We start from the raw sequence: 24,377 nt of genomic DNA on the forward strand, positions 1-24,377 counted from the left end.
GTAACATATTCTTGATACGTTAGACAGGCTCATCATTTCACTAGCTTTCCTTCCAACATTTTAATAAAATATCCACCTACTACTGACCGCGCCTGAAAACCAACCTGCTTGGCGTCGGTGGTTTCGTGCCAGTCGGAAAGGGGGACGCGGCTGGGGGTTTCGTTGGCGTATTTCCAGACGGGTTTTACCAGTGCCTGAAAATCTTTCGGTGATTGGGCGAGTGTGGCCGTCCACATAATCCAGTCTGATTTGGTGTAGGTTTTACGACTGTCGAGAGGCAGGCCGTATGGTTCCTGTTTGGTCAGGTAGTACGCGATTTCTTTCTGCGTAATATCCTTCGGGAAAATGTTCATGTTGAGCAGTTTATCCCAAACCAGATTGTATTTCTGACTCCATGTATCGGCGCTGTTTTCAAACGTTAAATCGTAGTGCGTTTTTGCCGAAGCCGTTTTGTCGAGGGCGAGTTGCTGCCATTTAGCTGCCATCTCACGAGCGGTTTTCAGATTGCTTTCGGCGGTTGCTTTGTCGCCCAGCATAGCCGCCATTTGGCCATAAGCCGCAATTCCCAGAATGGCTTTTACCGATAAGTTGGCATTACGAGCGATGTGCCCGGCGAAATCATCGGTACACAACTGATTGGCGGGATCGAAACCATCTTTTTTGAGGTAATTGACCCAGGTAGTCAGCGTTTTCCAGTGTTGTTTGGCGTAGTTGGCGTTGCCTTCGGCCTTCGCGATGGCACCCGCCAGAAGTAGCATATTACCAGATTCTTCTACAGGCATGTCTTCGCCGTACGTCTGACCGTTCGCCAGCGGATACGTACCGACGTCATGAGCTGCAAAAGGCTTAGTCCAGCGGCCACTTTCGGAGTACTGGAAAATCGGTTCCATCATGCCTTTCAGCAACGTAGTGTTGTACAGCAGGTAAAGCGGTGCCGAAGGATACGTTATATCGACCGTTCCGATAGAACCATTTGAGAAGTTCTCTTTGGAGAAAAAGAGGATTTCGCCTTTGGGTCCCGCTACAATTTTGTGAGCGGCAATGGACTGCCGATAGGCCAGAACGCACAAATCAGCGTATTCTTTACCACCCGCTTTTTGCGCATCGGCGCGGAGTTTGGCGTCGAACGTAGTACATTTCTGACGCAATCGGCTGTAGTCGGTTTCGGCAGTTTGTAGCAGTTCGCCCATGCTGATTTTGCCGGTTTTGTTCCACCAGGGGCGTAAGTTCTGTTTGAAATACTGAACCGAATATAAATCGTCGTAACCCAGCAAAATATGCCGAGAAGCTGGCCCCGTTACGTTGCTGAAATCCAGAACAGCGGCCAACGCTACGTCTACCGCAGCGCGTGCCGGCAGCTTAGCTCCCGAAGCTGGCAACTGACCTTTGCTTATGAAAGATTGTTTGAGCGCATTCGATAATCCCGAACCAGTCTGATTACCAGTTTGTTGTGGAGCGGCCAGATACGCATACCCCCAGTCGATACGTACGTTATCGCCCTTCCGACCTAATAATTGCTGTGCCTCCGTACCGACTACCTGATACGTCAGACTGCCCGTTTGCGCTACTTTGGTAACGACTTCCTGCCCAATGGTGTTGGTCGCAACCGTACCCGATTCACTGAAAAAGACCTGCACCGCATGTGGCTTGCCATCCTGCGACCGCACATCGAACGTAACGTAGCTGATGGGGCGAGCCGCTACGTTCAATTCATCGAGCAGCAAAGGCGACAGAAAATTTACAGAAAAATTCACTGCACCCGCCGTGAACGTGTATTTCGTCTGCGTGGCCGATACCGTTACGTCGGTTTGCTCAGCGGGCGTAACCGACGACAACGTTACGGGATTGACCAGCCCAACATCGATAAACGAACCACCACGCGGACTCACGCAATGCACGGCCAAAACGTTCTTGCCGGTTTGTAAAGCTTTCTGACCCGCAGCCGATAAAGGCAGGTAGATGTGCTCGTGGATGTACCCTTTTTTGTCCAGAATTTCGGTGCCGTTCAGGTAAATCACTACGTCGTCGTCGTGGTTGAGAGCGAGCAGTAATTTGGAGGGATCAGCTTTGCCGTCGTAGGTAAATTCCCGTCGGAAGTAGATGCCGTCTTTCATCGTTTCGCTGTTGACCCACTTGGTTTTGGCGTCGGGAGTATCGCCAAATGGTCCCGGTCCCGATTGCCATTTGCTATCGTCGAAATCTGATTTTTCCCAGCCGTTTGCGGGTTTGTCCATCGTGTAGCGGGCCATGTAGGACTTCACTTCGCCGGTCGGCAGAATGGGTTCGTACGTAGTGGGCACCGCTCCCAGAAACTGATACGCCTTCCCATCGACCCGAATGATTCCTTCGAGCGACTGTGCTTTGCCTGTCCAGTGGCGCGTGGGCGAATCGGTCAATTTATCCGTATTGCTCCAAAGACTGAAATATGGATCGTGGGTGATGAGTGGGTAGGCGGGTGGGCGTAACTTCTGTGCGTAGCTGACGCCCAGCACAAGAGAGAGAAATAAAATGCCTGAAAAACGGAATGAAGCGTGTAGCCGCATTGGGAAAGTTATTTTTGAATTTGAACATTATCCACTGATAAAGTAGGCTGTCAGTGGCACTTTACTTATCGGTATTCATACAGTATCCGGTTTTTCCCTGGCAGAAGACGTATTGGGACGTATCGCGTGGGGAATTGTCGGCTGAGATTTCATGGACGTTTATCGGATTAATAAAGAGCCCTGCCATACAGAACCACTATCGGTTGCCGGAAGCTATCGTCAGGGCGGCCGCTGGAATCCAAAGGGAGTCGAGATTCTGTATACCAGCCGTACGCCGGAACTGGCTCTGCTCGGAACACTGATTCATTTGCCGCCTGTCAGTCTGTGTGAATTGCCTCAACTCTGGCTTACTACGTTACGTTTGCCCGATTTACCTGATACTGTTTTCTGGCTTAAGTCAACATTGCTGCCAACGTACTGGAAAACAGGAACGCTGGCCGAAACGCAAACCATTCTGACCGAATGGCTCAACGATCCTTTCTCGCTGGCGATTGCTGTTCCGTCGGTAATTATGGAGGTGTCGTATAATCTGCTCCTGCACCGCAGCACCCAGCCTATGAACAAATTGAGGTCGTTAGCCAGATAATGCTACCGCTCGATGGCCGCTTGAGGGTGTAAGTCTCGTTTTGTCATGCTGACGAAGGAAGCATCTTAAAGCATCATGACACGAACGTTAGGATATATTAAGATGCTTCCTTCGTCAGCATGACAAAAACGCTCTCTACAGAAAAATTAATTTCCGGACCGAATACTCAAACCGATTTTGAGATTTTTTCGCTGAAAGCCATTTTGCGAAAATTTCCTTAGAGCCAGTCGATTTTGACACGATTTCGCTTTTCTTTACGTAAAAGTGCGTAGCGAGGCTTTTCTATACGTAGTACAATTAATCAAATTCCGAGATTGTAGTAAAACTTAACGAGTGGCCTCTTTTTAGGAAACGCTTTCTTACTGAACGCTCGTAGAATTAAGTATAGGAGCCGCGCTCCGAAATAATATAACAGATCAGATCGATTCGAACGGTTTTGAAAAATATGTACTCTATACGTTTGGTATGCCTCTTTCTCCTACTAACTCCAGGGGTTTGGGGGCAAACGATTAAAGCCGATAGTTCATTTACGCAAATTGCCCGAAATACGGCCATTCGTTCGTATGACAAGGCGATGTACCGGCAAATACATATCTACGAAGGTCATGAGTACATTGTTCATGACCATCGAATCAAAATTCACCCGTACTACGTGACTGATAACCTTCAGACGGGGACAATTTTCTACAATGGCGTCGATTACGATAAGGTGGCGATGTTGTATGATATTGTCCGTGATGAGCTGGTTGTTCAGCCACCCGAAGGTGCGTATCGGTTAACATTGCGGAACGAGAAAATTGCCCGTTTTACGTTAGGTACGCACGCTTTCACCCGAATTGTGAGCGATAGCACGACCGGTATTCGAACGGGATTTTACGAGTTATTGCACGATGGCAAAACAAAAGCCCTTGCCAAACGACAGAAAACCATACTGGAAGATATTTCGAGTGGAGTGTACAAAGGCGAGTATCTGTTAAATGATAAGTTCTATATTTTTAAAGATAATACGTACCGGGAAGTAAAATCGAAACAGTCGTTGCTACGTCTCTTCCCCGATCAATCGAAAGAGTTACGGAAATATATTCGTAGTAATAGTCTTAAATTCAAAAATGAACTGCGCGAGGAAGCCATCACGAAGGTAACCCGACGTTATGATGAACTAACCCGTTGACCATGAGCCAACTGTACCGAATTACTTTATTGCTTTTGCTGCTGACCGGTTCGATGGTTGATCTACGCGCGCAGATCACCGAAAAACCCATTAGTGGAGAGTTCTCGAACCTGCGTTTTGAAGCGTTCGTACAGCAGGTTGAAGCCCAGACGACGTACCGTTTTTTTTACAATCCCAGAGAGGTCGACAGTCTGATTGTGGATATGAAAGTGGATAAACAGCCGCTTTCGACGGTGCTACGTCAACTGTTTCAGGGCTCGAAATTTGGGTTTGCCATCGACAACCAGCAGCGCGTTTACATCACGGTTAATCGACTCATCCGTACTGAGTTGCCGATTGGTTTCTTCCGACGTGGTAACGCCGAAACTGGTTCCGACTCGACGTTATCGGCGTACATGACCGAAACGCAGAAAAAGCGCGTCGAACCCGAAGCGAAAACCTACGAAATCGGAAAACCTACCAATCCTATCCGATCCGGTCGTGCTACGTTGTCAGGGCTGGTACGTAACGTAGCGTCGGGTGAGCCGATTGTGGGGGCGGCTGTTTACATCGAAAACCCCAGAATTGGTACCGTTACCGACCAGTTTGGTCATTATTCCTTTACGTTGCCCCGTGGCCGTCACGATCTGAAACTACGTAGCATTGGCCTGAAAGATACCCGGCGCCGAATCATCCTGTATGCTGACGGTAAGTTCGATGTGGAGATGGAAGACGACGTAATTGCCCTGAAAGAAGTGGTGATCGAAGCCGAAAAAGATGCGAATATTTCGGGCGTTCAGATGGGGCAGGAGCGGGTCGATATCAAGAGCATTAAACAGGTGCCAACGGCGCTGGGCGAAGCCGATTTGCTACGTGTTATCCAGACGTTGCCCGGTGTGAAAACGGTCGGTGAAAGTTCAACGGGTCTCAACGTGCGTGGGGGGGCCACCGACCAGAATCTGATTCTGTACAACGACGCGCCTATTTACAATTCGTCGCACTTGTTTGGCTTTTTCTCGGCGTTCAACCCCGACATGATCAAAAGTGCCGAGCTCTATAAAAGTGCAATTCCGTCGCGGTTTGGCGGTCGGCTGTCGTCGGTGCTGGACGTACAGACGCGAGACGGCAACAAGAAAAAATTTGTTGGTTCGGGCGGTATTGGTCTGCTTACGGGACGTATCACCGTGGAAGGGCCGATTCTGAAAGATAAAACGTCGTTTATTGCCGGTTTTCGTTCGACGTATTCCGACTGGCTGCTACGTCAGTTGTCGGCCAAGTCGTTTCAGAACAGCCGCGCTTCGTTTTATGACATCAACCTGCACGTTACGCACGATGCCAACGAAAAGAATACGTTCTACCTGACGGGTTACTGGAGTCAGGACCGATTCCGGCTCAACAGCGATACTACGTACGGCTATCGTAATCAGACTGCTACGTTGAAATGGAAACACATCATTACCAATAAACTGTATAGCGTTTTCACCGGCAGCTACAGCGGTTATGAATACGGCGTTTCGAGTGAAAAACAGCCCTTAAGCGCGTATCAACTCGATTTTTCCATCAACCAGTCGCAGTTTAAAGCCGATTTCAATTTTTACCCTACCAATCAGCACGCGCTTGATTTTGGACTTAGCAGCATTTATTACAAACTCTCGCCCGGTAATTTTCAGCCTAAAGGCGAAAAATCGCTCATCATTCCGGACGTAGTACCATCCGAAAAAGGCGTAGAGAGCGCGGTTTACATCGGCGACCGTTTCGACGTATCGCCCAAACTAACCATCAGCGCCGGACTCCGGTATTCGTTCTATTCGTATCTGGGACCAAATACGGTTTATCAATACGCTACTGGAGTTCCCAAGTCGGTGAATACAATTGTTGATACGCTGACTTACGGTAACAATAAAGCCATTGCTACGTATCATGGACCAGAGTATCGGGTAGCACTACGTTACGCCCTATCGCCCACGGCATCCGTGAAAGCGAGTTTCAATCGCACCCGGCAGTACATTCAGATGCTGTCGAATACAACCGTTATTTCGCCAACCGATATCTGGAAATTAAGCGACCAGTCCATCAGGCCACAGGTTGGCGATCAGTTCGCGCTGGGTTTCTATAAAAATAACCAGACCAACACCATAGAAACCTCAGTAGAAGCGTATTACAAAACCATGAGCAACCTGCTCGATTACCGAAGTGGGGCTTCGCTGATTCTGAATCACCACATCGAAACCGACGTAGTGAACGCCGAGGGCATGGCGTATGGGATTGAATTTCTGGTGAAAAAATTAACCGGCAAACTGAATGGCTGGATCAGCTATACCTACGCCCGGACGCTGCTACGTTCGACCAATATAAACAATACGGAAATCATTAATTCAGGCAGTTATTACCCAAGTAGTTACGACAAACCACACGACGTAACGATGGTGGGCAACTATAAAATAAACCGGCGGTTCAGCCTGTCGCTCAACTTTACCTACAGCACCGGGCGGCCCATTACGTTACCTGTTAGCAAATACATACTCGATAATTCACCCCGGCTATTGTATTCCGAGCGAAACCAGTACCGAATTCCTGACTATTATCGGGCCGATTTTGCGATGAATATCGAAGGCAATCACAAGATTAAGAAGCTGGCGCACAGTTCCTGGACAATTTCGGTCTACAATTTATTGGGGCGACATAATGCATACTCAGTGTATTTCAAGTCGGAGCTGGGCCGAATCAACGGGTATCAGTTGTCTATTTTTGGAGAACCGATTCCCTCTGTTACGTATAATTTCAGATTCTAATGAACAGGCAAAAACTCATCGGCTGGCTATGCATAGCTCTGGTGGGCGGTTGCGTTGATCCCTACCGACCACCTGAAATAACGTCGCCAGCGAGCTATTTGGTGGTGAACGGTTTTTTTAACAGCGCTCCCGGCACGACGACCACGATTCGGTTGTCGCGGACGCAAAACCTGACCGATTTTAAAACGCCTGCCGTCGAAACCAAAGCCATCGTAACGATTGAGTCGCAAAACAAGGCGGTTTATACACTGAAAGAAGGTACACCGGGGAGTTATACGCTGGCAGGTGTCACGCCGGTAGAGGGTGATACGTATCGGCTGCATATTCAGACCCGAGGTACCGATTATTATTCGGATTACGTGCCTATGGTCAAAACGCCCCCCATCGACAGTGTTAGCTGGGACGTGGTGGATGATGGTCTGCAAATTAGTGCGAATACCCATGATCCTCAGAACAATACCCGATATTACCGCTGGGAGTACGAGGCTACGTGGGAATATTACTCACAATACTATTCATCACTTGAACTGAATGGTAATCGAATTGTGAGTCGTCAGTTTCCGGTAAATCGGTGCTGGAACAGTGAGTCATCGACCAATATTATTACGACGTCGACAACTCGGCTGAGTCAGGATATCGTCAGTAAACATCCGCTGACGTTCATTCCGGGAACATCCATTAAACTGGAATCCCGGTACAGTATTCTGGTGAAACAGTCGTCACTGACAAAAGCGGGATTCGAATATTATGATCAACTAGCGAAAATAACGCAAAATATCGGCTCTATTTTCGATCCGCAACCTTCCCAGATTACGGGTAATATTAAATCATCGGCGAGTGCTACGGATCTGGTATTAGGGTTTTTCCGGGTCGGCAATGTCGAAACGAAACGTATTTTTATTACCAAATCACAGTTGCCGAGGTGGTACACCTTTACGGGCCTGGAAGGTTGTGTAACCGATACGTTGGGGCTTAAAGACATTCTTGATGCAAAACCCGCCATTCTTACTGAGTACCTTACTGAATACATCACATCATCGGAATACTGTGTGGATTGCCGCCTTCGGGGTGGCGTTTTAACAAAACCTGCATTCTGGTAATAGACTATGACCGTACGAAGATATTTAATATGTTTCTTGCTGATAATGAGCAAACTACCGGGGTGCTGCCAGACAATGGAGTCGGTCAAAGCGATTACACAATCGTTTGGTACGTATCACCAGCAGACTATTCAGGGAAACGGTTCGTTCACACCGTTCAGTCAGATCAACGGGTATCAGTTGTCAATTTTTGGAGAGCCGATTTCCTCTGTTACGTATAATTTCAGATTCTAATGAACAAACAAAAACTCATCGGCTGGTTGTGCATAGCCCTGGTGGGCGGTTGCGTTGATCCTTATCGACCACCCGAGATAGCGTCTCCGGCGAGCTACTTAGTCGTGAATGGTTTTTTTAACAGCGCCCCCGGCACGACGACCACGATTCGGTTGTCGCGGACGCAAAACCTGACCGATTTTAAAACGCCAACGGCTGAAACTAAAGCCATCGTAACGATTGAGGCTCAAAGCAAAGCGGTTTACACACTAAACGAAGGAACGCCGGGAAGCTACACGCTGGCAGGTGTTACGCCGGTTTCGGGTGATACGTATCGGCTGCACATCAAAACCCGAGGTACCGATTACTACTCGGATTACGTACCGGTTGTGAAGACGCCCCCTATCGACAGCATTAGCTGGGATGTGGTAGATGATGGTCTGCAAATAAGCGCGAATACCCATGATCCTCAGAACAATACCCGATATTATCGCTGGGAATTCGACGCTACGTGGGAGTATTATTCGCGCTTTTACTCCTCGCTGGAGTTGAAAAATAATCAGATCGTGGGCCGTCAGATACCAATAAACCGATGCTGGAACAGTGAGTCATCGACCAATATTATTACGACGTCTACGGTGCGGCTCAAGCAGGATATAGTCAGTAAATACCCGCTTACCTTCATTCCCGGCACATCGCTTAAACTGGAATCCAGATACAGCATTCTGGTTAGGCAGTCGTCACTGACTCAGTCGGGTTTTGAGTATTACGACCAACTGGCGAAAATAACGCAAAATATCGGCTCTATTTTCGATCCGCAACCTTCCCAGATTACGGGTAATATTAAATCATCGGCGAGTGCTACGGATCTGGTAATGGGCTTTTTTCGAGTCGGCAACGTCGAAACGAAACGTATTTTTATTACCAAATCGCAGTTGCCGGTCTGGTATACGATCACGGGGCAGGAAGGTTGCGAAATCGATACGTTGGGACTCGGTGACATTCTGGATTCCAGGCCCGCCATTATCGAACCTTACAACAAACTATACCTGACCACACCTGAATATTGTGCGGATTGCCGCCTTCGGGGTGGTGTTTTAACGAAACCTGATTTCTGGTAATAGACCATGTTGGCACGAAGATATTTATTGGGTTTACTGCTGATAATGAGTAGCTTATCCGGCTTTAGTCAAACGACAGAGTCCGCAAAAGCTATTGCGCAATCGTTTGATACGTACCGTCAGCAGACGATACAGGAAAAGCTGTTCGTTCATACCGACCAGTCGACCTACGTTACTGGCGAAACCATCTGGTTTAAAGTTTATTACGTCGATGCTACGTTACACAAACCGCTGGATGTGAGCAAAGTAGCTTATGTAGAATTGCTGGATAAAGAGCAGAAATCGGTTCTTCAGGCGAAAGTGGAGTTGAGTGCCAATGGCGGAAATGGTACGTTCTTTCTGCCTGCGTCAATGAACTCTGGTACGTATCGGATGCGGGCGTATACCTGCTGGATGAAAAATTTCAGCGCCGATTTTTTCTTCGAGAAAAACCTGACCATCGTCAATCCCTTCAAAACGCTTGGCCTACCTGCTGAGAAATCGGCTCCTGCGTATGACATTCAGTTTTTTCCGGAAGGTGGCAATCTGGTGCAGGGAATTGCCAGCAACGTAGCGTTCAAAGTCGCCGACGAAGCGGGGAAAGGCGTGACGGTTCGGGGTGGCATCATCAATGCGCAGAATGATACGTTGGTCCGGTTTCAGTCGCATAAGTTTGGCATCGGTACCTTTACATTTACGCCCTCAGAATCAGCGAATTATCGGGCTGTTATTCAGGATGCACAGGGCCGCTCGGTTACGCGCCCGCTCCCGGTCGTTCAACCGCAGGGATACGTAATGCGGCTGGAAGAAGACGGCCCGGAGAAGCTGAAAGTCACCATCAGGACTAATCTGAGTGGCATTAATCAGATATACCTGTTTGCCCACACGCGACAGGAAATAAAAGTTACTGAAGGCCGGCCATTCCAACAGGAAACTACGTTCTCCATTGACAAAAAAGCGCTGGGTGATGGGATTTCGCACATTACTTTATTTGATGGCAATCAGAAGCCCGTCTGCGAACGACTGTATTTCAAACGACCAGCGCAGGAGCTACGTATCCAGCTCAAATCCGACCAGCCGCAATATGCTTCCCGCAACAAAGTGACCTTGGAAGCCGCTGTTCAGGCATCTGCTGCTACTACTAACAAAGCGTCGCTGTCGGTATCGGTGTATCGGATCGATTCGCTGGCTACGTCGACTACTGACAACATTCTGAACTACTTGTGGATGACTTCGGACCTGGCCGGACGTATCGAATCACCTGAATATTACCTGCAACCTGCCAGCGCCGACGTAACACTTGCCACCGACAACCTGATGCTGACGCACGGCTGGCGACGGTTCCGCTGGGACGACGTACTGACCAACAAACCGGCGCTACGTCCTTTTCTTCCTGAACCCAATGGACTGGTTATTCAGGGGAAAGTGACTAATCCTGAAACTGACAAGCCTGTATCGAACGTAATGACGTATTTGTCGACACCCGGTCGTCCGACCCGGTTGTACGTTTTCCGGAGTGATACCGAAGGGCGGGTGCGCTATGAAATGCAGGATTTCTACGGCCCTAAAGGCATTATTGCTCAGACAAATCCAGAGGACAGCCTCAACAAACTAACCATTGACAGCCCGTTCACTACGTCGATTTCCACGAATCGTCTGCCTGAAATAAATTTCAACGAATCACACACTACGCAGTTGCAGAATCGGAGTGTGGCTATGCAGGTTCAGTCGACGTATTGGGGAGATGAAATTATTCGATACCGATACCCGGAAATTGATAGTTCTGCTTTCTACGGAAAGCCCCCTGAAAGTTATCTGCTCGATGCTTACACTCGGTTTCCGCGCATGGAAGAAGTACTGCGGGAATACGTAACAGGTGTTTTACCCCGGAAGAAAGATGGCCATTTTCGTCTGGCGGTGCCAAACCTGCCATACCGTGCGCTTTTTGACGAACAATCGCTGGTGCTGATGGATGGTATACCTGTTTTCAACATGGACAGAATTATTGATTTCAATCCGCTGAAAATCAAGCAGATCGACGTAGTGACGAATCGATACATTATGGGAACGGCGGGCTTCAGCGGCATCATTAACTTCATGACCTACAAAGGTGATCTGGCTGGTTTTCTGCTGGATAACCGACTGGTGAAACTCGACTACGACGGCCTGCAACTACAACGTGAATTTTACGCACCCCGCTACGAAACGCCCAGACAACAAACCAGCCGCCTACCCGATGGCCGGACGTTGCTGTACTGGAACCCAAATCTGATAATCGATTCGCAGGGCAAGTCTCAGGTCGATTTCTTTACATCCGACCAGACGGGTACGTATCTTGTAGAAATCAACGGCCTTTCTTCGGATGGGCAGGCGGGCTATCAACGGACACTGTTTGAGGTGAAGAATGTGGCGAAGTGATATTCGTGTAGGAGAGTGCAGTACGCCATACTGGTTTTAAATGTGTTTCTTTAAAGGCTGTCTAATAAAATTATAGACGGCCTTTTTTGTCATGCTGAGGAACGAAGCATCTTGAAGCATCCTAACATTCAAATAAGGAAACCTTAAGATGCTTCGTTCCTCAGTATGACAAAACCAATGATTCTGGTTTTGATTGACCTTACTTACCATGAAACACATTCTCCTTGCCGCATTCACCCTCTTTTTTAGCCTGATATTTCAACCCGCTTTAAGGGCACAGCAACGAATAACTGCTACTGGTAATACCGCCAAACCCTGGACGTATTGGTGGTGGATGGGTAGTGCCGTAACCGAAGCCGACATTACGCATCAACTGGAACAATTCGCGAAGGCGGGGCTGGGTGGTGTTCATATCATTCCGATTTACGGCGTCAAAGGTTTTGAGAATCAGTTTATTACGTTCCTGAGCAAGCGCTGGCAGGACGTACTGGCGCATACCGTGCGCGAGGGTAAACGGTTGGGCGTAGGTGTTGACCTGACGACGGGCACCGGCTGGCCGTTTGGTGGTCCGAACGTATCGAATGAAATCGCGGCAAAAGCCTGGAAAAATGAGAACGGAACGCTCGTAACGGTTTTGACCAAGCAACAAGTGAAACGTCCCGCGCCGGGTGGGCAGGGGCTGGTTGTCGATTATTTTAATAAACCGGCCGTTGAGCAGTATTTACGCCGTTTCGACTCCACGCTGCTACGTATGCCTGAACGTCCGCGAGCCGTCTACAACGATTCCTACGAAGTGTATGGTGCCAACTGGACGGCTAATTTTCTGACCGAATTTAAATCCCGGCGCGGTTACGACCTGAACAGCCAGATCGCCCTTCTGACCGATACAACGCAACGTAGCGAGAGTATTCTGGTACACCAGGATTACCACCAAACCTTGGCGGAACTACTGAACGATGGTTTTGCAAAAACGTGGGGTGGCTGGGCCAAAAAAGCAGGTTACCTATCTCGTAATCAGGCCCACGGCTCGCCGGGAAACCTAATTGATCTCTACGCTCAGGCCGATATTCCCGAAACAGAATCCTTTGGCTCCAGCCGTTTTCCGATTCCCGGCCTTCGCGTTGATGCAAATTACGAAGTCGACCGGTTTGGAACGCCTAACCCGCTGGCTATGAAATTTGCCTCGTCGGCTGCTCACCTGTTGGGTAAACCGTTGGTGAGTTCCGAGAGCACTACGTGGCTGGCGAACCATTTTCAGGTATCGTTGTCGCAGATAAAACCGCAGATCGATGAGTTATTTGCGGCTGGCATCAACCATATTTTTTACCACGGTACTCCCTATTCACCACCGTCAGAGACCTGGCCCCGCGTGGATTCGCCCGGTTGGTTATTCTACGCATCGACTAATTACGGCCCTTCATCGCACTTCTGGCCGCATCTGCCACTGCTAAACCAATACATCGAACGCTGCCAGACGCGTTTACAGGCCAGCAAACCCGATAACGACGTACTGGTTTATTTCCCAATTCATGATTTGTGGGCCACTCCGGCCAAATCGGCGGGCGGTATTCATCAGTTGGAAGTTCACCACGTAGAACGCTGGTTATTGCCGCAGCCATTTGGTCGGTTGTGCGAGCAATTGAGCCAGCGCGGTTATTCATACGACTACGTATCAGACGAACTGCTCAATAAGCTGACAATCAGTAAACAGACCATACAAAGTCCGGGTGGAGCAACGTATCAGGTGATTCTGGTACCCCGCACTACATATATTCCCGAAACCACGCTACGTCGGCTGGAGCAACTGGCTCGTCAGGGGGCTCGTATCGTGTTCGATCAACAGCTACCGGAACAGGCGTCGGGGTTTTATAATCACGAATCTCGTTCCAGGAGCGTAGTGCAAATAGGGCAGGCGCTTCGACAACTGAAAAACGTAACGGTTAGTACCGACGTATTCACTACGTTGCCCCAGTTAGGTGTTCGGGTTGAAAGCTGGGCCGCGGAGGGGCTGTCGCTCCTGCGCAAACGTAATGGTGATTCAACTATATATTTTATCACCAATCTCGACAATCGTTTTCGTCAGAACTGGATTCAACTTTCGGCCAAAGGACGTATCAGTTGCTACGACCCACTTACAGGCAAACAAGAATGGCTTCCGGTTCGAAAAGGACGTAACGGCCAGCCTGAAACATTTCTATCAGTAGAGCCGGGACAAGCGTTTTTTGTGACTGTCGGCCCAGAAATAGCCTCGTCGGTCCAGAATTCTAGCCAGCAGCCAGCCATACGTAGCGTCGGTACGTCGGTGCCGCTCAAGAATCCGTGGCAGGTTGATTTTCTACAAGGTCGTCCGTCGTTAGCCCTAACGACAACAGTCGCTAATCTTAGTTCGTGGACAACCTTTTCTGATTCAGCGGGTTATTTCTCTGGAAAGGCCCGCTACCGTACTACGTTCGATTTGCCAGACGGCCCAAAACCAGCTGCTTATCAACTCAATTTAGGCGACGTTCGTGAAGTGGCTGATGTCCGCGTGAATGGTCAACCGGTTGGAACGGCCTGGTGTTTGCCTTTTCGTGTGACGATACCGGCCAATTTATTGAAACCAACTGGGAATCAGCTGGAAATCGACGTAACGAATCTGTCGGCCAATTATATGCGGTTGTATGATCGCCAGAATCCGGGTTGGAAGAAGTTTTACGATATCAATATTGTTGACATCAGGTACCGGCCTTTCAATGCAGCTTCCTGGGATGCAGTGCCCTCTGGCTTGCTGGGACCAGTAATGCTGACTCCGGTTAGTTCGTTATAAGGTTGTAGCGTTATAGAGTGAGCAGCCGAATCTGTTTAAACTTTATAAAAGAGCTAGAAATGAACGTTTTTGTCATGCCGCTTCGGCGGTCCGACTCAGCATGACAAAAACTACTATAACTTTCTTTACCTTACTCAACCTGACTGTATGATAAACCGACGAGATTTTCTGACTGGATTATCAGTATTGCCATTTACTGGCACGTGGGCACGTGGCCTGACCGATTCATTTCTGACCGATAACCGCTCGGCATTTAGCAAACATTTGAAACCCGTTGGACGTATTCTGGAATCGCCGGATTGGTACGTCTGGTGCAGCAGCCCGATTTATGGGACCGATGGAAAGGTGCATCTGTTTTACTCACGCTGGTCGGCCGACAAAAAAATGGAAGGCTGGATAAATGGTTCGGAAATTGCCCACGCTGTCGCCGAATCGCCCGAATCGCCTTTCGAATATGTGGAAACAGTGCTGGCTCCGCGTGCAGATGCCTGGGATGCCACTACGTGCCACAATCCACATATTGTTTTCACTGATGGGCGTTATTGCCTGTTTTATATGGGTAATTCCAACGGAAAAACGGATACGCAACGTATCGGTATGGCTACGGCAAAATCGTTGAAAGGCCCCTGGAAACGAATGGATAAACCGCTGCTTCAACCGGGTATAGCTGGCGCTTGGGACGACCATTGCACGACCAATCCTTCGTTTGTGAAACACCCCAACGGTCAGTACTGGCTCTATTATAAATCGTGGAATACCCAGGATGAAGAAAAGTCGACCGGTGCGGATGTTCGGGGGAATCGGAAATATGGATTAGCCGTTGCCAATACGTTGACAGGTCCGTATCGACGGGTGAGTACGAAGCCAATTCTCGATTTTTCCGGTCGAGGAAATAATGCCCAGTTTGAGGATGCGTACGTCTGGCTTCAGCACGGCGAATTCAATATGCTGGCCCGCGATATGGGCGTTTTTGGTCATGATGATGGCCTTTTTCTGAACTCTACCGACGGCATTCACTGGGACGCTCCCCAAATCGCTTACGGCCCGATTCAGGATTATACCAAAGAACCCGAAGCTCCGAAGCATCTGAGTCGATACGGTCGGCTGGAACGCCCGCAATTACTCATGCGTCACGGACGACCCAGGTACTTGTTTGCGGCTGCGCAGGGAGGGAAACACATGACCTCTTCGCCCTTTATTTTTAGAATTACGGGCGGTGATAAAGAAGATAAAAAGGGGAGGGGAGAGAAAGAAGTTTAGCCTGATAAGCGTATAACGAAGCGCGGTACGTATGCCATTATTTGGAGTAATGGCATACGTACCGCGCTTCGTTATACGCTTGTCAATTACTCTTTCCGCGTTGAGAACTGGTAAACCGTTGAGGATTTGTAGGTTTGTCCGGGACGTAGCACTGTCGAGGGGAAATTTGGCTGGTTCGGCGAATCGGGATAGTGTTCCGTTTCGAGGCAAAGTGCGTAGCGTTTTTTGTAGGGAAAACCTTCGCGACCCGTTACCGTGCCATCTAAGAAATTGCCGGTGTAAAACTGAACAGCCGGTTCAGTAGTACGTACCTCCATCACGCGGCCGCTGGTTGGTTCAAACACCGTTGCCGCCAGTTTTAGTGAATCGCCCGTACCGTCCAGCACCCAGGCGTGGTCGTAGCCTAGGCCGTATTTAATCTGCGTATCCGTCGAATCGTTGATACGTTTGCCAATTGGAGTCGGTTGGGTAAAATCGAAAGGCGTTCCGGCTACTGGCATCAATTTACCCGTCGGAATCAACGTATTATCGACCGGAACCAGATTGCCGGAATTGAGCGTGAGTACGTGATCAAGCACATCCCGTTTGGCACCGCCCGTCAGGTTGAAGTACGTATGGTTTGTCAGGTTCACTACTGTCGGTTTGTCGGTAGTGGCCAGGTAGTCGATACGTAGCGCATTGTCTTTTTGCAGTGTGTACGTCACTTCCACCGACAGATTTCCGGGGTAACCTTCTTCGCCATCTTTCGAGGTATACGTCAATTTAAGCGCCGGTTCATCACCTTCGACGGGCGTCGCATTCCAAAGCACTTTATCGAAACCGACCAAACCGCCGTGCAGGTGGTTGACCATATTGTTGACGGCAAGCGTATAGGTTTTACCATCCAGCGTGAATTTACCTTTTGCAATCCGGTTTCCGTAACGACCAACCAGCGCTCCGAAATAAGGCGTTCCTTTCACGTAGCCCGCCAGCGAATCCATGCCCAGCGTTACGTCCTCAAACTTGCCATTTCGGTCAGGAGCCGTAAGGCCAACGATGATGCCGCCGTAGTTGGTGATCTGGGCAGTCATGCCAGCCGCATTGTGGAGTTTATATAAATCGGCTGTCTGGCCATTAGGTAACTGGCCGTAAACCGTTTTTTCGATACCCGGCTTTTGCTCAGCCGTTTCTTTGTTAGAGGAACAGGAAGTCATAACTACACAGCCCGTCAGGAGAGCCAGCGAGAGAAATTGAGTCAGAAATTTCATGAATAAATGCAATGAGGTACAGGATTATGGACTAAAGCCACCAGCGGCTTTTTAATACTATAAAGCAGATTTCGCTACGTATTATCCCACTAACAGCCCTGGCCATAGTATGCATTTTTACCATGCTTGCGCTCGTAGTGCTTCAGACGTAGCGTGTCTTTGATACGTGGCGTATCAGGATTAATCTGAAGCGTCAGGTAGGCCATGCGGGCGAGTTCTTCGAGTACAGCCGAGTTATAGACTGCTTTCTCAGCCGTTTTGCCCCATGTGAACGGGCCGTGATTTTGCAGTAAAACCATCTCTACTTCGCTGTATGACAAGCCTTTTTCGGTAAAGGCGTTCATAATCTGATGCCCGGTTTCGTGCTCGTAATCGCCTTCGATCATCTCGTCGGTCAGGGCGGGGGCGCAGGGAATATCCTGATGGGTGTGATCGGCGTGGGTGGTTCCAAAAATAGGAATGTCGAGGCCAGCCTGCGCCCAGGCAACGGCGTGTGTGCTGTGCGTATGCGAAATACCACCAATTTTCTCCCAGGTTTTATAGAGAAGCGCATGGGTTTTTGTGTCGGACGAAGGGCGCAATTGGCCTTCTACAATAAGTCCGTCGTAATCGCAGATAACAATATCCTGAGGTTTTAATTCGTCGTAGGGGACACCGCTTGGCTTAATGGCAAATACAGCGCGGCTACGGTCGACAGCACTAACATTACCAAACGTAAACAACACCAGTCCCAACTTCGGGAGTTGCATGTTGGCTTCGTAGCATTCTTCTTTTAACGTCGTATACATGAGTTGACTGAATCCGTTCAGATACGGGTCAAAAGTATCACTTTTATTTTGTCTGGCCTGCCTGTGCGTCTTGGCTCAGACAGTCAAAACGGTAAAAAAGAACCGTTTCCCGCTTTGCTACGTGTCGGGAATCGCGAATGATTTCCCGGATTTCTCAACTGCAACTCGTTCGTTACCCCATGAACCGTTCCGATTTTCTGAAAACGTCTGCCCTTGCCAGTGCTACGCTTATTACCGATCCTATTCAGGTTCGGGCTTTCATTACGCGTCAACCCGCTCAGAAATACCGCACAGCGTTAGTTGGTGCGGGTTGGTGGGGAAATAACATACTACGTTGTGCATTGCAGGCGGGTGAGTCGAAACTCGTGGCGCTCTGCGATGTAGATACGCGTCAACTTCAGAAAACGAGCGATGAGGCAGCAAAACTGACATCAGACAAGCCGAAATTATACCGCGATTATCGGGAAATGATTAATACCGAAAAACCCGAAATCGTGATCGTCGCTACGCCCGACCACTGGCATCCGCTGATCGCCATTGCCGCTATGAAAGCTGGTGCGCACGTGTACGTCGAAAAGCCGATTAGCCATACCATCAACGAGGGAAAAGCGATGGTAAAAACCGCCCGCGATACAGGCCGGACTTGTCAGGTTGGGATGCACCGGCGCGTATCGCCCCACAACGTATCGGGGATGGAGTTTCTGAAGTCGGGGAAAGCGGGAAAAATCGGGATGGCGCGGGCGTTCGTTTATTACGCGGGTGGCGCCGGTCAGCCCACACCCGATACCGAAGCTCCTAAAGAAATGGACTGGGATATGTGGTGCGGACCAGCCCCGCTACGTGCCTTCAACCCAACCATGCACCCCAGAGGCTGGCGCAATTATCTGAATTATGCAAACGGCGTACTCGGCGACTGGGGTATTCACTGGATGGACCAGATTTTGTTCTGGACAGACGAAAAGCATCCGCGCAAGGTGTATTCGACCGGTGGACGTCCTATTAAAAATGACACCACCGATGCGCCTGATCATCAGGTTGCTACGTACGAATTTGAAGGGTTTACAGCTTTATGGGAACAACGTACCTTCGCCGGAAATATGGCCGAAAAAACACACCCACAACAGGCGGTAGGCGTTTATTTTTACGGAACGGAAGGTACGTTCCACATGGGTTGGCTCGACGGCTGGACATTCTATCCGTCAGATCCTAAAAAACAGGTTATTCATCAGGACGCTCAATTAGACAAGCCTGATGATCAAAATATTGCGTTGCTCTGGCGTAATTTCCTGGATAGCATCAAAGCGAAAAAAAATCCTGTTGCTGACATCGAAATCGGGCATCGCTCCACCAACATGGCCTTGCTCGGTATGCTTTCAATGAAACTCGGACGTAGCGTTGAATGGGACGGGAAACAGATTCCGAACGATCCTGAGGCTAATAAACTACTGAGCCGCGCCTACCGGGGTGAATGGCAATATCCAACCTAAGTCGTTGATAAACGTTAATTACCAATCGGCGTCAAATCGACGGAATTTAGTCGATTCGACGCCGATTGACGTAAAGTGGACTGTAGAATAGGGAAGAGCCATTGAATCCAACGGGGTTGCGCAACAGGAATCTTTACTTTTCTCATCATCAAGGCCAAAATAACTATGCGTGACAAACGATTTGTGGCTATACATCGAGGAGGATCACTTACGAAAGACAATCACCGTCAATTGATGCATTGGGCTAGAAAATGTTCCGAACATGTTTTGCCACTTCTGGAGCTACCTATAGATGACCGCCTTTTATACGCCCTACAGATAGCTAAAGAATGGGAAGAAGGTCAGGTAAATGTGGGAAAAGCAATGAAAGCTTCATTAGGTGCTCATGCGGTGGCCAGAGAATTATCAAACCCAGCTTCCATAGCGATTGCTCGTGCCATTGGCCAAACAGTGGCCACCGCTCACATGGCCGATCACTCACTGGGTGGCGCCTTATACGGTTTAAAAGCAGTGCAACAGGCTGGTAACTCAATTGAAAAAGAGCGGCAATGGCAAACCAGTCAATTACAGAAATTGCCTTCCGAGATCGTTGAGTTAGTGCAGGCAACTTTGATACAAAAAGCAGCAGCACTCAAGGGCTTCGGTGACTTCTTTACCTGATTCGATTGTGATTTTCCAGCGTTGAGTCCTGCACGGAGAAGCAATCTGTTTAGTTCACCCTCTAACAAAAAATACAAATTAGCAGCTCCCAACTTCAGCGTGTTGAGCCTGATTTGGCAACCATTCAGGACTCAATAAACGGGCCCCTATTAGTAAGTTTAAAGACTGGTAATCTTCTGGTATTGACGGTTCGTGAGTTACCGCAATTCTAATCAACGTATCTGGTTAGCGCTGGATACGTAGCGCCTAAACCCCAATTTTATATGCCTTCGTCCCGACGCGATTTTCTTCAGAAATCAACCCAACTGGCGGCTGGCTTGAGCCTTGCTACGTTGCCTACTACAGCCCAGCAGCGTCTGGCAGCCGATGCCATACGTATTGGCCTGATTGGAGTGAACAACATGGGCTGGGCGGATTTGACATCAATGCTCAAAAACCCCGATGCTGTCTGCGTGGCCTTGTGTGATGTCGACAGCAACGTATTGAACAAGCGGGCCGCTGAACTGGAGAAAAAGACGGGCAAAAAGGTTACTCTGTACAACGATTTTCGGAAGCTCATCGATGATAAATCAGTCGATGCCGTGATTGTTGGTACGCCCGACCACTGGCACTGTCTTCCAGCGGTGTATGCGTGTCAGGCGGGAAAAGATGTTTACGTTGAAAAACCCTTGGCCAATTCAATCGAAGAATGCGACCTGATAGTAGCGGCTGCCAAACGCTATAACCGAATTATACAGGTAGGGCAGTGGCAACGTAGTGGCGAGCATTGGAAAGCGGCCCTGGCTTACGTTCAGTCTGGAAAAATCGGCCCTGTACGTACTGTAAAAACCTGGGCGTTTATGGGGTATGGCAAAGAATTTCCGCCCAAGCCCGACGTAGCAGCACCAGCAGGTGTCGATTACGATATGTGGTTAGGACCAGCACCTAACCGCCCATTCAATCCGAATCGCTTTCACGGAAGTTTCCGATATTATTGGGATTATGCCGGCGGACTCATGACCGACTGGGGAGCGCACATGATCGACGTAGCGCTCTGGGGAATGAACGTAGCGGCTCCCCGCTCAGTGGTGGCAACGGGCGGCAAATTCGGATTTCCCGACCACGACGGCGATACACCCGACACCATGCAGGTTGTTTATGATTATGGCAAATTCTCGGTGCTGTGGGAGCAATCGTTAGGTACGGTACGTGGCCCTTACGACCGCGACCACGGCGTGGCCTTCATCGGTAACCTCGGAACGGTTGTCATTGACCGGGGAAAATGGGAAGTTCTGCCCGAAGTGGAGCAGGGACGTTACCTGAGCCCTGCTATGCCTATCCAGAAAGCAACGGCCAACGATTTAGACGCTCACACCCGTAACTTCCTCGACTGCATCCGTTCGCGCAAGCAACCCAACTGCCCGGCAGAGGTTGGTCGGAACGTAGCATTACATTCGCATCTGGGTAACATCGCGTATCGGACTGGTCATAAATTGGTCTGGGAGGCCGAAAAAGGAATGATTGTGGATGATACGTCGGCGCAGCAACTTGCCAAAGCACATTATCGCTCGCCCTGGACATTGCCAAAAGTATCATAGAGAACGTATTGACTCGCCCACAAATGCAGTCTCCTATTGAGATAATACCCGAAAATATGCGTCAGATCGAACGTAGCGCCGGTATGTATGCACTTAAAGTTGGTCTGTTTGGGATAGGATTGGAAGCGTACTGGGCGCAGTTCGATGGATTACAGGCCCGCCTGGAAGGTTATCTGAGTGAGTTGGCTCAGAAAATGAAGCGGCCCGGTGTTGAGATTGTCAATATAGGCATGGTCGATACGCCCGAGAAGGCCATGCACGCCGGGCACCAGTTTCGGCAGGCCGATGTCGATTTGATTTTTCTCTACGTTACCACCTACGCCCTTTCATCGACGGTGTTGCCTGTCGTGCGCCGGGCTAAAGTACCAGTAATTGTCTTAAACCTTGCGCCTGAACCAGCTATCGACTACGCCTGGTTCAACAAGCTGGGCGACCGAACACGCATGACGGGCGAATGGCTGGCGTATTGCTCAGCCTGCCCGGTTCCGGAAATTGCCAGTGTGTTCAAACGGTCGAATATCCCTTTTTACCAGGTTACGGGTTTGCTACGTAACGATCCGGCGGCCTGGACCGAAATCGATGATTGGATAGAAGCCGCTCGCGTGGTCAACATCATGGCCCACAATCGATTAGGCGTAATGGGAAATTACTACGGCGGTATGCTCGACATCTATTCGAACCTCACGCTACACAGTGCTACGTTCGGTGGACATATCGAGATGATTGAAGTCGACCAGCTTTCGGCCCTTCGTAAAGACGTAGCAGATGACGAAATTCAGCAACGTATCACTGAATTTCAGGCAGTTTTCGACGTACAACCCGACTGTACCCACGCCGAACTTGAACGAGCCGCTCGTACGTCGGTCGCCCTTGACCGTCTGGTGCACGAACTTCAGCTTGGTTCGCTGGCCTATTATTACAAAGGTTCAGGTAATCCCTGTAATGAAGACACCATGAGTTCGGTCATTCTGGGAAATTCGTTATTGACGGCTCGTGGTGTGCCCGTTGCGGGCGAGTATGAAGTCAAGAACGTACAGGCCATGAAAATCATGGATTCGTTTGGCGTAGGTGGCTCATTTACTGAATACTACGCTATGGATTTCCAGGACGACGTAGTGCTGATGGGGCACGATGGACCGGGGCATATTGCCATTGCAGAGGGTAAGACAAAAGTTCGTCCGCTCTACGTTTATCATGGCAAAGTAGGTAATGGGTTATCGGTTGAGATGTCGGTGAAACACGGCCCTGTTACGTTGTTGTCGGTCGTTGAAACCGTCGACGGAAAAATTCAACTGCTGATGGCAGAAGCGGAATCAGTGCCAGGACCAATTCTGGAAATCGGGAATACGAACAGTCGATACCGTTTCTCGATTGGGGCGCGTCAATTTGTGGAAAGCTGGAACAGCCACGGGCCGGCTCACCACTGCGCCATTGGCGTGGGTCATAGTGCGGCTAAAATCAGGAAGTTAGGTGCTTTGCTGAACGTGGACGTGATTCAGGTTTGCTAGTGCTGCTACGTTCAAAAACACAAACGCCGGTTCAATTAAAACCGGCGTTTAGGTAATCCCATAAGTGTTGGCTGCATAACAAAGATACAATCAAATTTTCGATTAACGTAGCAAAAACGGTTGCAAAACCACTATTTTGACGTTTTGTCATGTTGACCGGGCCGCCGGAGCGGGAACGAAGCATCTTTAAGTTTCTTCACTCTCAGGTTTGGATACGTTAGGATGCTTCGTTCCCGCTCCGGCGGCCCGGTCAACATGACAAATAAAAATTATTAACTCTTTTTCTAAAATGCGCCTTTTTTGCACTCTATTTTGCCTTGTACTGTTGGGCTCCGGCCATGCGTTGGCAGTAAAAGTCGATACAGTCGATACGTATAGTTCGTCCATGAAAAAGACGATTAAAGCCGTTGTCATGACGCCCGACTCATACACAACGGGCAGCGAATTTCCGGTAGTCTACTTACTGCACGGGTACAGCGGCAACTACAGCGACTGGCCTAAAAAAGCTCCCGGTGTTGGGCGACTGGCTGATACACAACAGATTATTATTGTCTGCGCAGACGGCAACTTTGGCAGTTGGTACTTCGACAGCCCCGTCGACCCTACTTTCAAGTACGAAACCTACGTAGCAAACGAATTAGTGGCCTGGGTCGATAGTCATTACAAAACCGTCAAGAGCCGCCAAGGGCGTGCCATTACGGGTTTAAGCATGGGCGGTCATGGGGCTTTATATCTGGCATTTCGGCATCAGGACGTATTTGGAGCAGCTGGTAGCATGAGCGGTGGTGTCGACATTCGCCCGTTTCCAAATAACTGGGATATGGCCAAACGACTCGGTACGTATGCCCAATCTCCGGAGAATTGGGAGAAAAATACGGTCATTAACCTGCTTCACTTACTCACGCCCGGCGCCCTGGCCTTGTTCGTTGATTGCGGTACGGAAGATTTCTTCTTTAAGGTCAATAACAACCTGCACGAGAAATTGCTGGAACGTAACATCGCCCACGATTATACAACCCGACCGGGCGGCCATAACTGGGTCTACTGGAACACGGCTATTACGTATCAAATTCTGTTTATGCGGCAGTATTTCGACCGGGCTGCCGCTGCTAAATAATGTGAGTTGTGAATAAGCTATAGCT

General features: G+C 49.3%; 17 protein-coding genes. 14 read left to right on the top strand and 3 right to left on the bottom strand.

Features of this window, described 5'->3' with window-relative positions:
* Positions 1–32 precede the first annotated feature (32 nt).
* On the bottom strand, positions 33–2,543 hold the full coding sequence (locus tag IC229_RS04535; protein ID WP_190885724.1) for a glutaminase family protein: 2,511 nt from the start codon (positions 2,541–2,543) through the stop codon (positions 33–35).
* Between the two features lie 151 nt (positions 2,544–2,694).
* On the opposite strand from IC229_RS04535, the gene IC229_RS04540 reads away from it, so the two are divergent.
* The 9 genes from IC229_RS04540 (at position 2,695) to IC229_RS04580 (ending at position 15,968) form a co-directional block, all read left to right on the top strand.
* Complete coding sequence (locus IC229_RS04540; protein ID WP_223833847.1) at positions 2,695–3,129, top strand: RES family NAD+ phosphorylase; 435 nt, start codon at positions 2,695–2,697, stop codon at positions 3,127–3,129.
* A gap of 445 nt (positions 3,130–3,574) precedes the next feature.
* Positions 3,575–4,300 (top strand): hypothetical protein, encoded by a 726-nt coding sequence (locus tag IC229_RS04545; RefSeq protein WP_190885725.1) that lies wholly within the window; start codon positions 3,575–3,577, stop codon positions 4,298–4,300.
* Positions 4,301–4,302: 2 nt separating this feature from the next.
* Positions 4,303–7,071 carry a TonB-dependent receptor gene (locus IC229_RS04550; RefSeq protein ID WP_190885726.1) on the top strand — a complete coding sequence of 923 codons (2,769 nt, stop codon included), beginning with the start codon at positions 4,303–4,305 and terminating at the stop codon, positions 7,069–7,071.
* Positions 7,071–8,171: a DUF4249 domain-containing protein gene (locus tag IC229_RS04555; protein WP_190885727.1), complete on the top strand. Its 1,101-nt coding sequence runs from the start codon at positions 7,071–7,073 to the stop codon at positions 8,169–8,171. The genes IC229_RS04550 and IC229_RS04555 overlap by 1 nt, the downstream gene beginning before the upstream one ends.
* Before the next feature lie 45 nt (positions 8,172–8,216).
* Positions 8,217–8,405 carry a hypothetical protein gene (locus IC229_RS04560; protein WP_190885728.1) on the top strand — a complete coding sequence of 63 codons (189 nt, stop codon included), beginning with the start codon at positions 8,217–8,219 and terminating at the stop codon, positions 8,403–8,405.
* The gene (locus IC229_RS04565) at positions 8,405–9,505 is read left to right on the top strand and encodes a DUF4249 domain-containing protein (protein ID WP_190885729.1); all 1,101 of its coding nucleotides are present in this window, start codon (positions 8,405–8,407) and stop codon (positions 9,503–9,505) included. Before IC229_RS04560 ends, IC229_RS04565 begins: the two co-directional genes overlap by 1 nt.
* Positions 9,506–9,550: 45 nt before the next feature.
* Positions 9,551–11,902: a hypothetical protein gene (locus IC229_RS04570; protein ID WP_223833848.1), complete on the top strand. Its 2,352-nt coding sequence runs from the start codon at positions 9,551–9,553 to the stop codon at positions 11,900–11,902.
* 208 nt (positions 11,903–12,110) lie between these two features.
* Positions 12,111–14,708, top strand: coding sequence for a glycosyl hydrolase (locus IC229_RS04575; protein WP_190885731.1), 2,598 nt, complete (start codon positions 12,111–12,113; stop codon positions 14,706–14,708).
* A gap of 147 nt (positions 14,709–14,855) precedes the next feature.
* Positions 14,856–15,968 (top strand): glycoside hydrolase family protein, encoded by a 1,113-nt coding sequence (locus IC229_RS04580; protein ID WP_190885732.1) that lies wholly within the window; start codon positions 14,856–14,858, stop codon positions 15,966–15,968.
* 86 nt (positions 15,969–16,054) lie between these two features.
* On the opposite strand, the gene IC229_RS04585 is transcribed toward IC229_RS04580, so the two are convergent.
* Positions 16,055–17,215: an aldose epimerase family protein gene (locus tag IC229_RS04585; RefSeq protein WP_190885733.1), complete on the bottom strand. Its 1,161-nt coding sequence runs from the start codon at positions 17,213–17,215 to the stop codon at positions 16,055–16,057.
* A gap of 89 nt (positions 17,216–17,304) precedes the next feature.
* Positions 17,305–18,003 (bottom strand): L-ribulose-5-phosphate 4-epimerase, encoded by a 699-nt coding sequence (locus IC229_RS04590; RefSeq protein ID WP_190885734.1) that lies wholly within the window; start codon positions 18,001–18,003, stop codon positions 17,305–17,307.
* Between the two features lie 179 nt (positions 18,004–18,182).
* Here IC229_RS04590 and IC229_RS04595 point away from each other — a divergent pair, with 179 nt between their 5' ends.
* The 5 genes from IC229_RS04595 to IC229_RS04615 all read left to right on the top strand — a co-directional run bounded on the left by IC229_RS04595 (position 18,183) and on the right by IC229_RS04615 (position 24,352).
* Positions 18,183–19,490, top strand: a complete 1,308-nt coding sequence (locus IC229_RS04595) for a Gfo/Idh/MocA family protein (protein ID WP_190885735.1) — start codon at positions 18,183–18,185, stop codon at positions 19,488–19,490.
* Between the two features lie 165 nt (positions 19,491–19,655).
* Positions 19,656–20,150, top strand: a complete 495-nt coding sequence (locus IC229_RS04600) for a putative immunity protein (protein WP_190885736.1) — start codon at positions 19,656–19,658, stop codon at positions 20,148–20,150.
* A 263-nt stretch (positions 20,151–20,413) separates the two neighbouring features.
* Positions 20,414–21,727 carry a Gfo/Idh/MocA family protein gene (locus tag IC229_RS04605; protein ID WP_190885737.1) on the top strand — a complete coding sequence of 438 codons (1,314 nt, stop codon included), beginning with the start codon at positions 20,414–20,416 and terminating at the stop codon, positions 21,725–21,727.
* A gap of 23 nt (positions 21,728–21,750) precedes the next feature.
* A complete protein-coding gene (locus IC229_RS04610; protein ID WP_223833849.1) occupies positions 21,751–23,235 on the top strand; it encodes an arabinose isomerase in 1,485 nt (494 codons plus the stop codon).
* A gap of 289 nt (positions 23,236–23,524) precedes the next feature.
* The gene (locus IC229_RS04615; protein WP_190885738.1) at positions 23,525–24,352 is read left to right on the top strand and encodes an alpha/beta hydrolase; all 828 of its coding nucleotides are present in this window, start codon (positions 23,525–23,527) and stop codon (positions 24,350–24,352) included.
* The last annotated feature ends 25 nt before the right edge of the window (positions 24,353–24,377 follow it).

Origin of the sequence: Spirosoma profusum (assembly GCF_014699005.1) — a bacterium.
GTDB classification, from domain to species: Bacteria; Bacteroidota; Bacteroidia; order Cytophagales; family Spirosomataceae; genus Spirosoma; species Spirosoma profusum.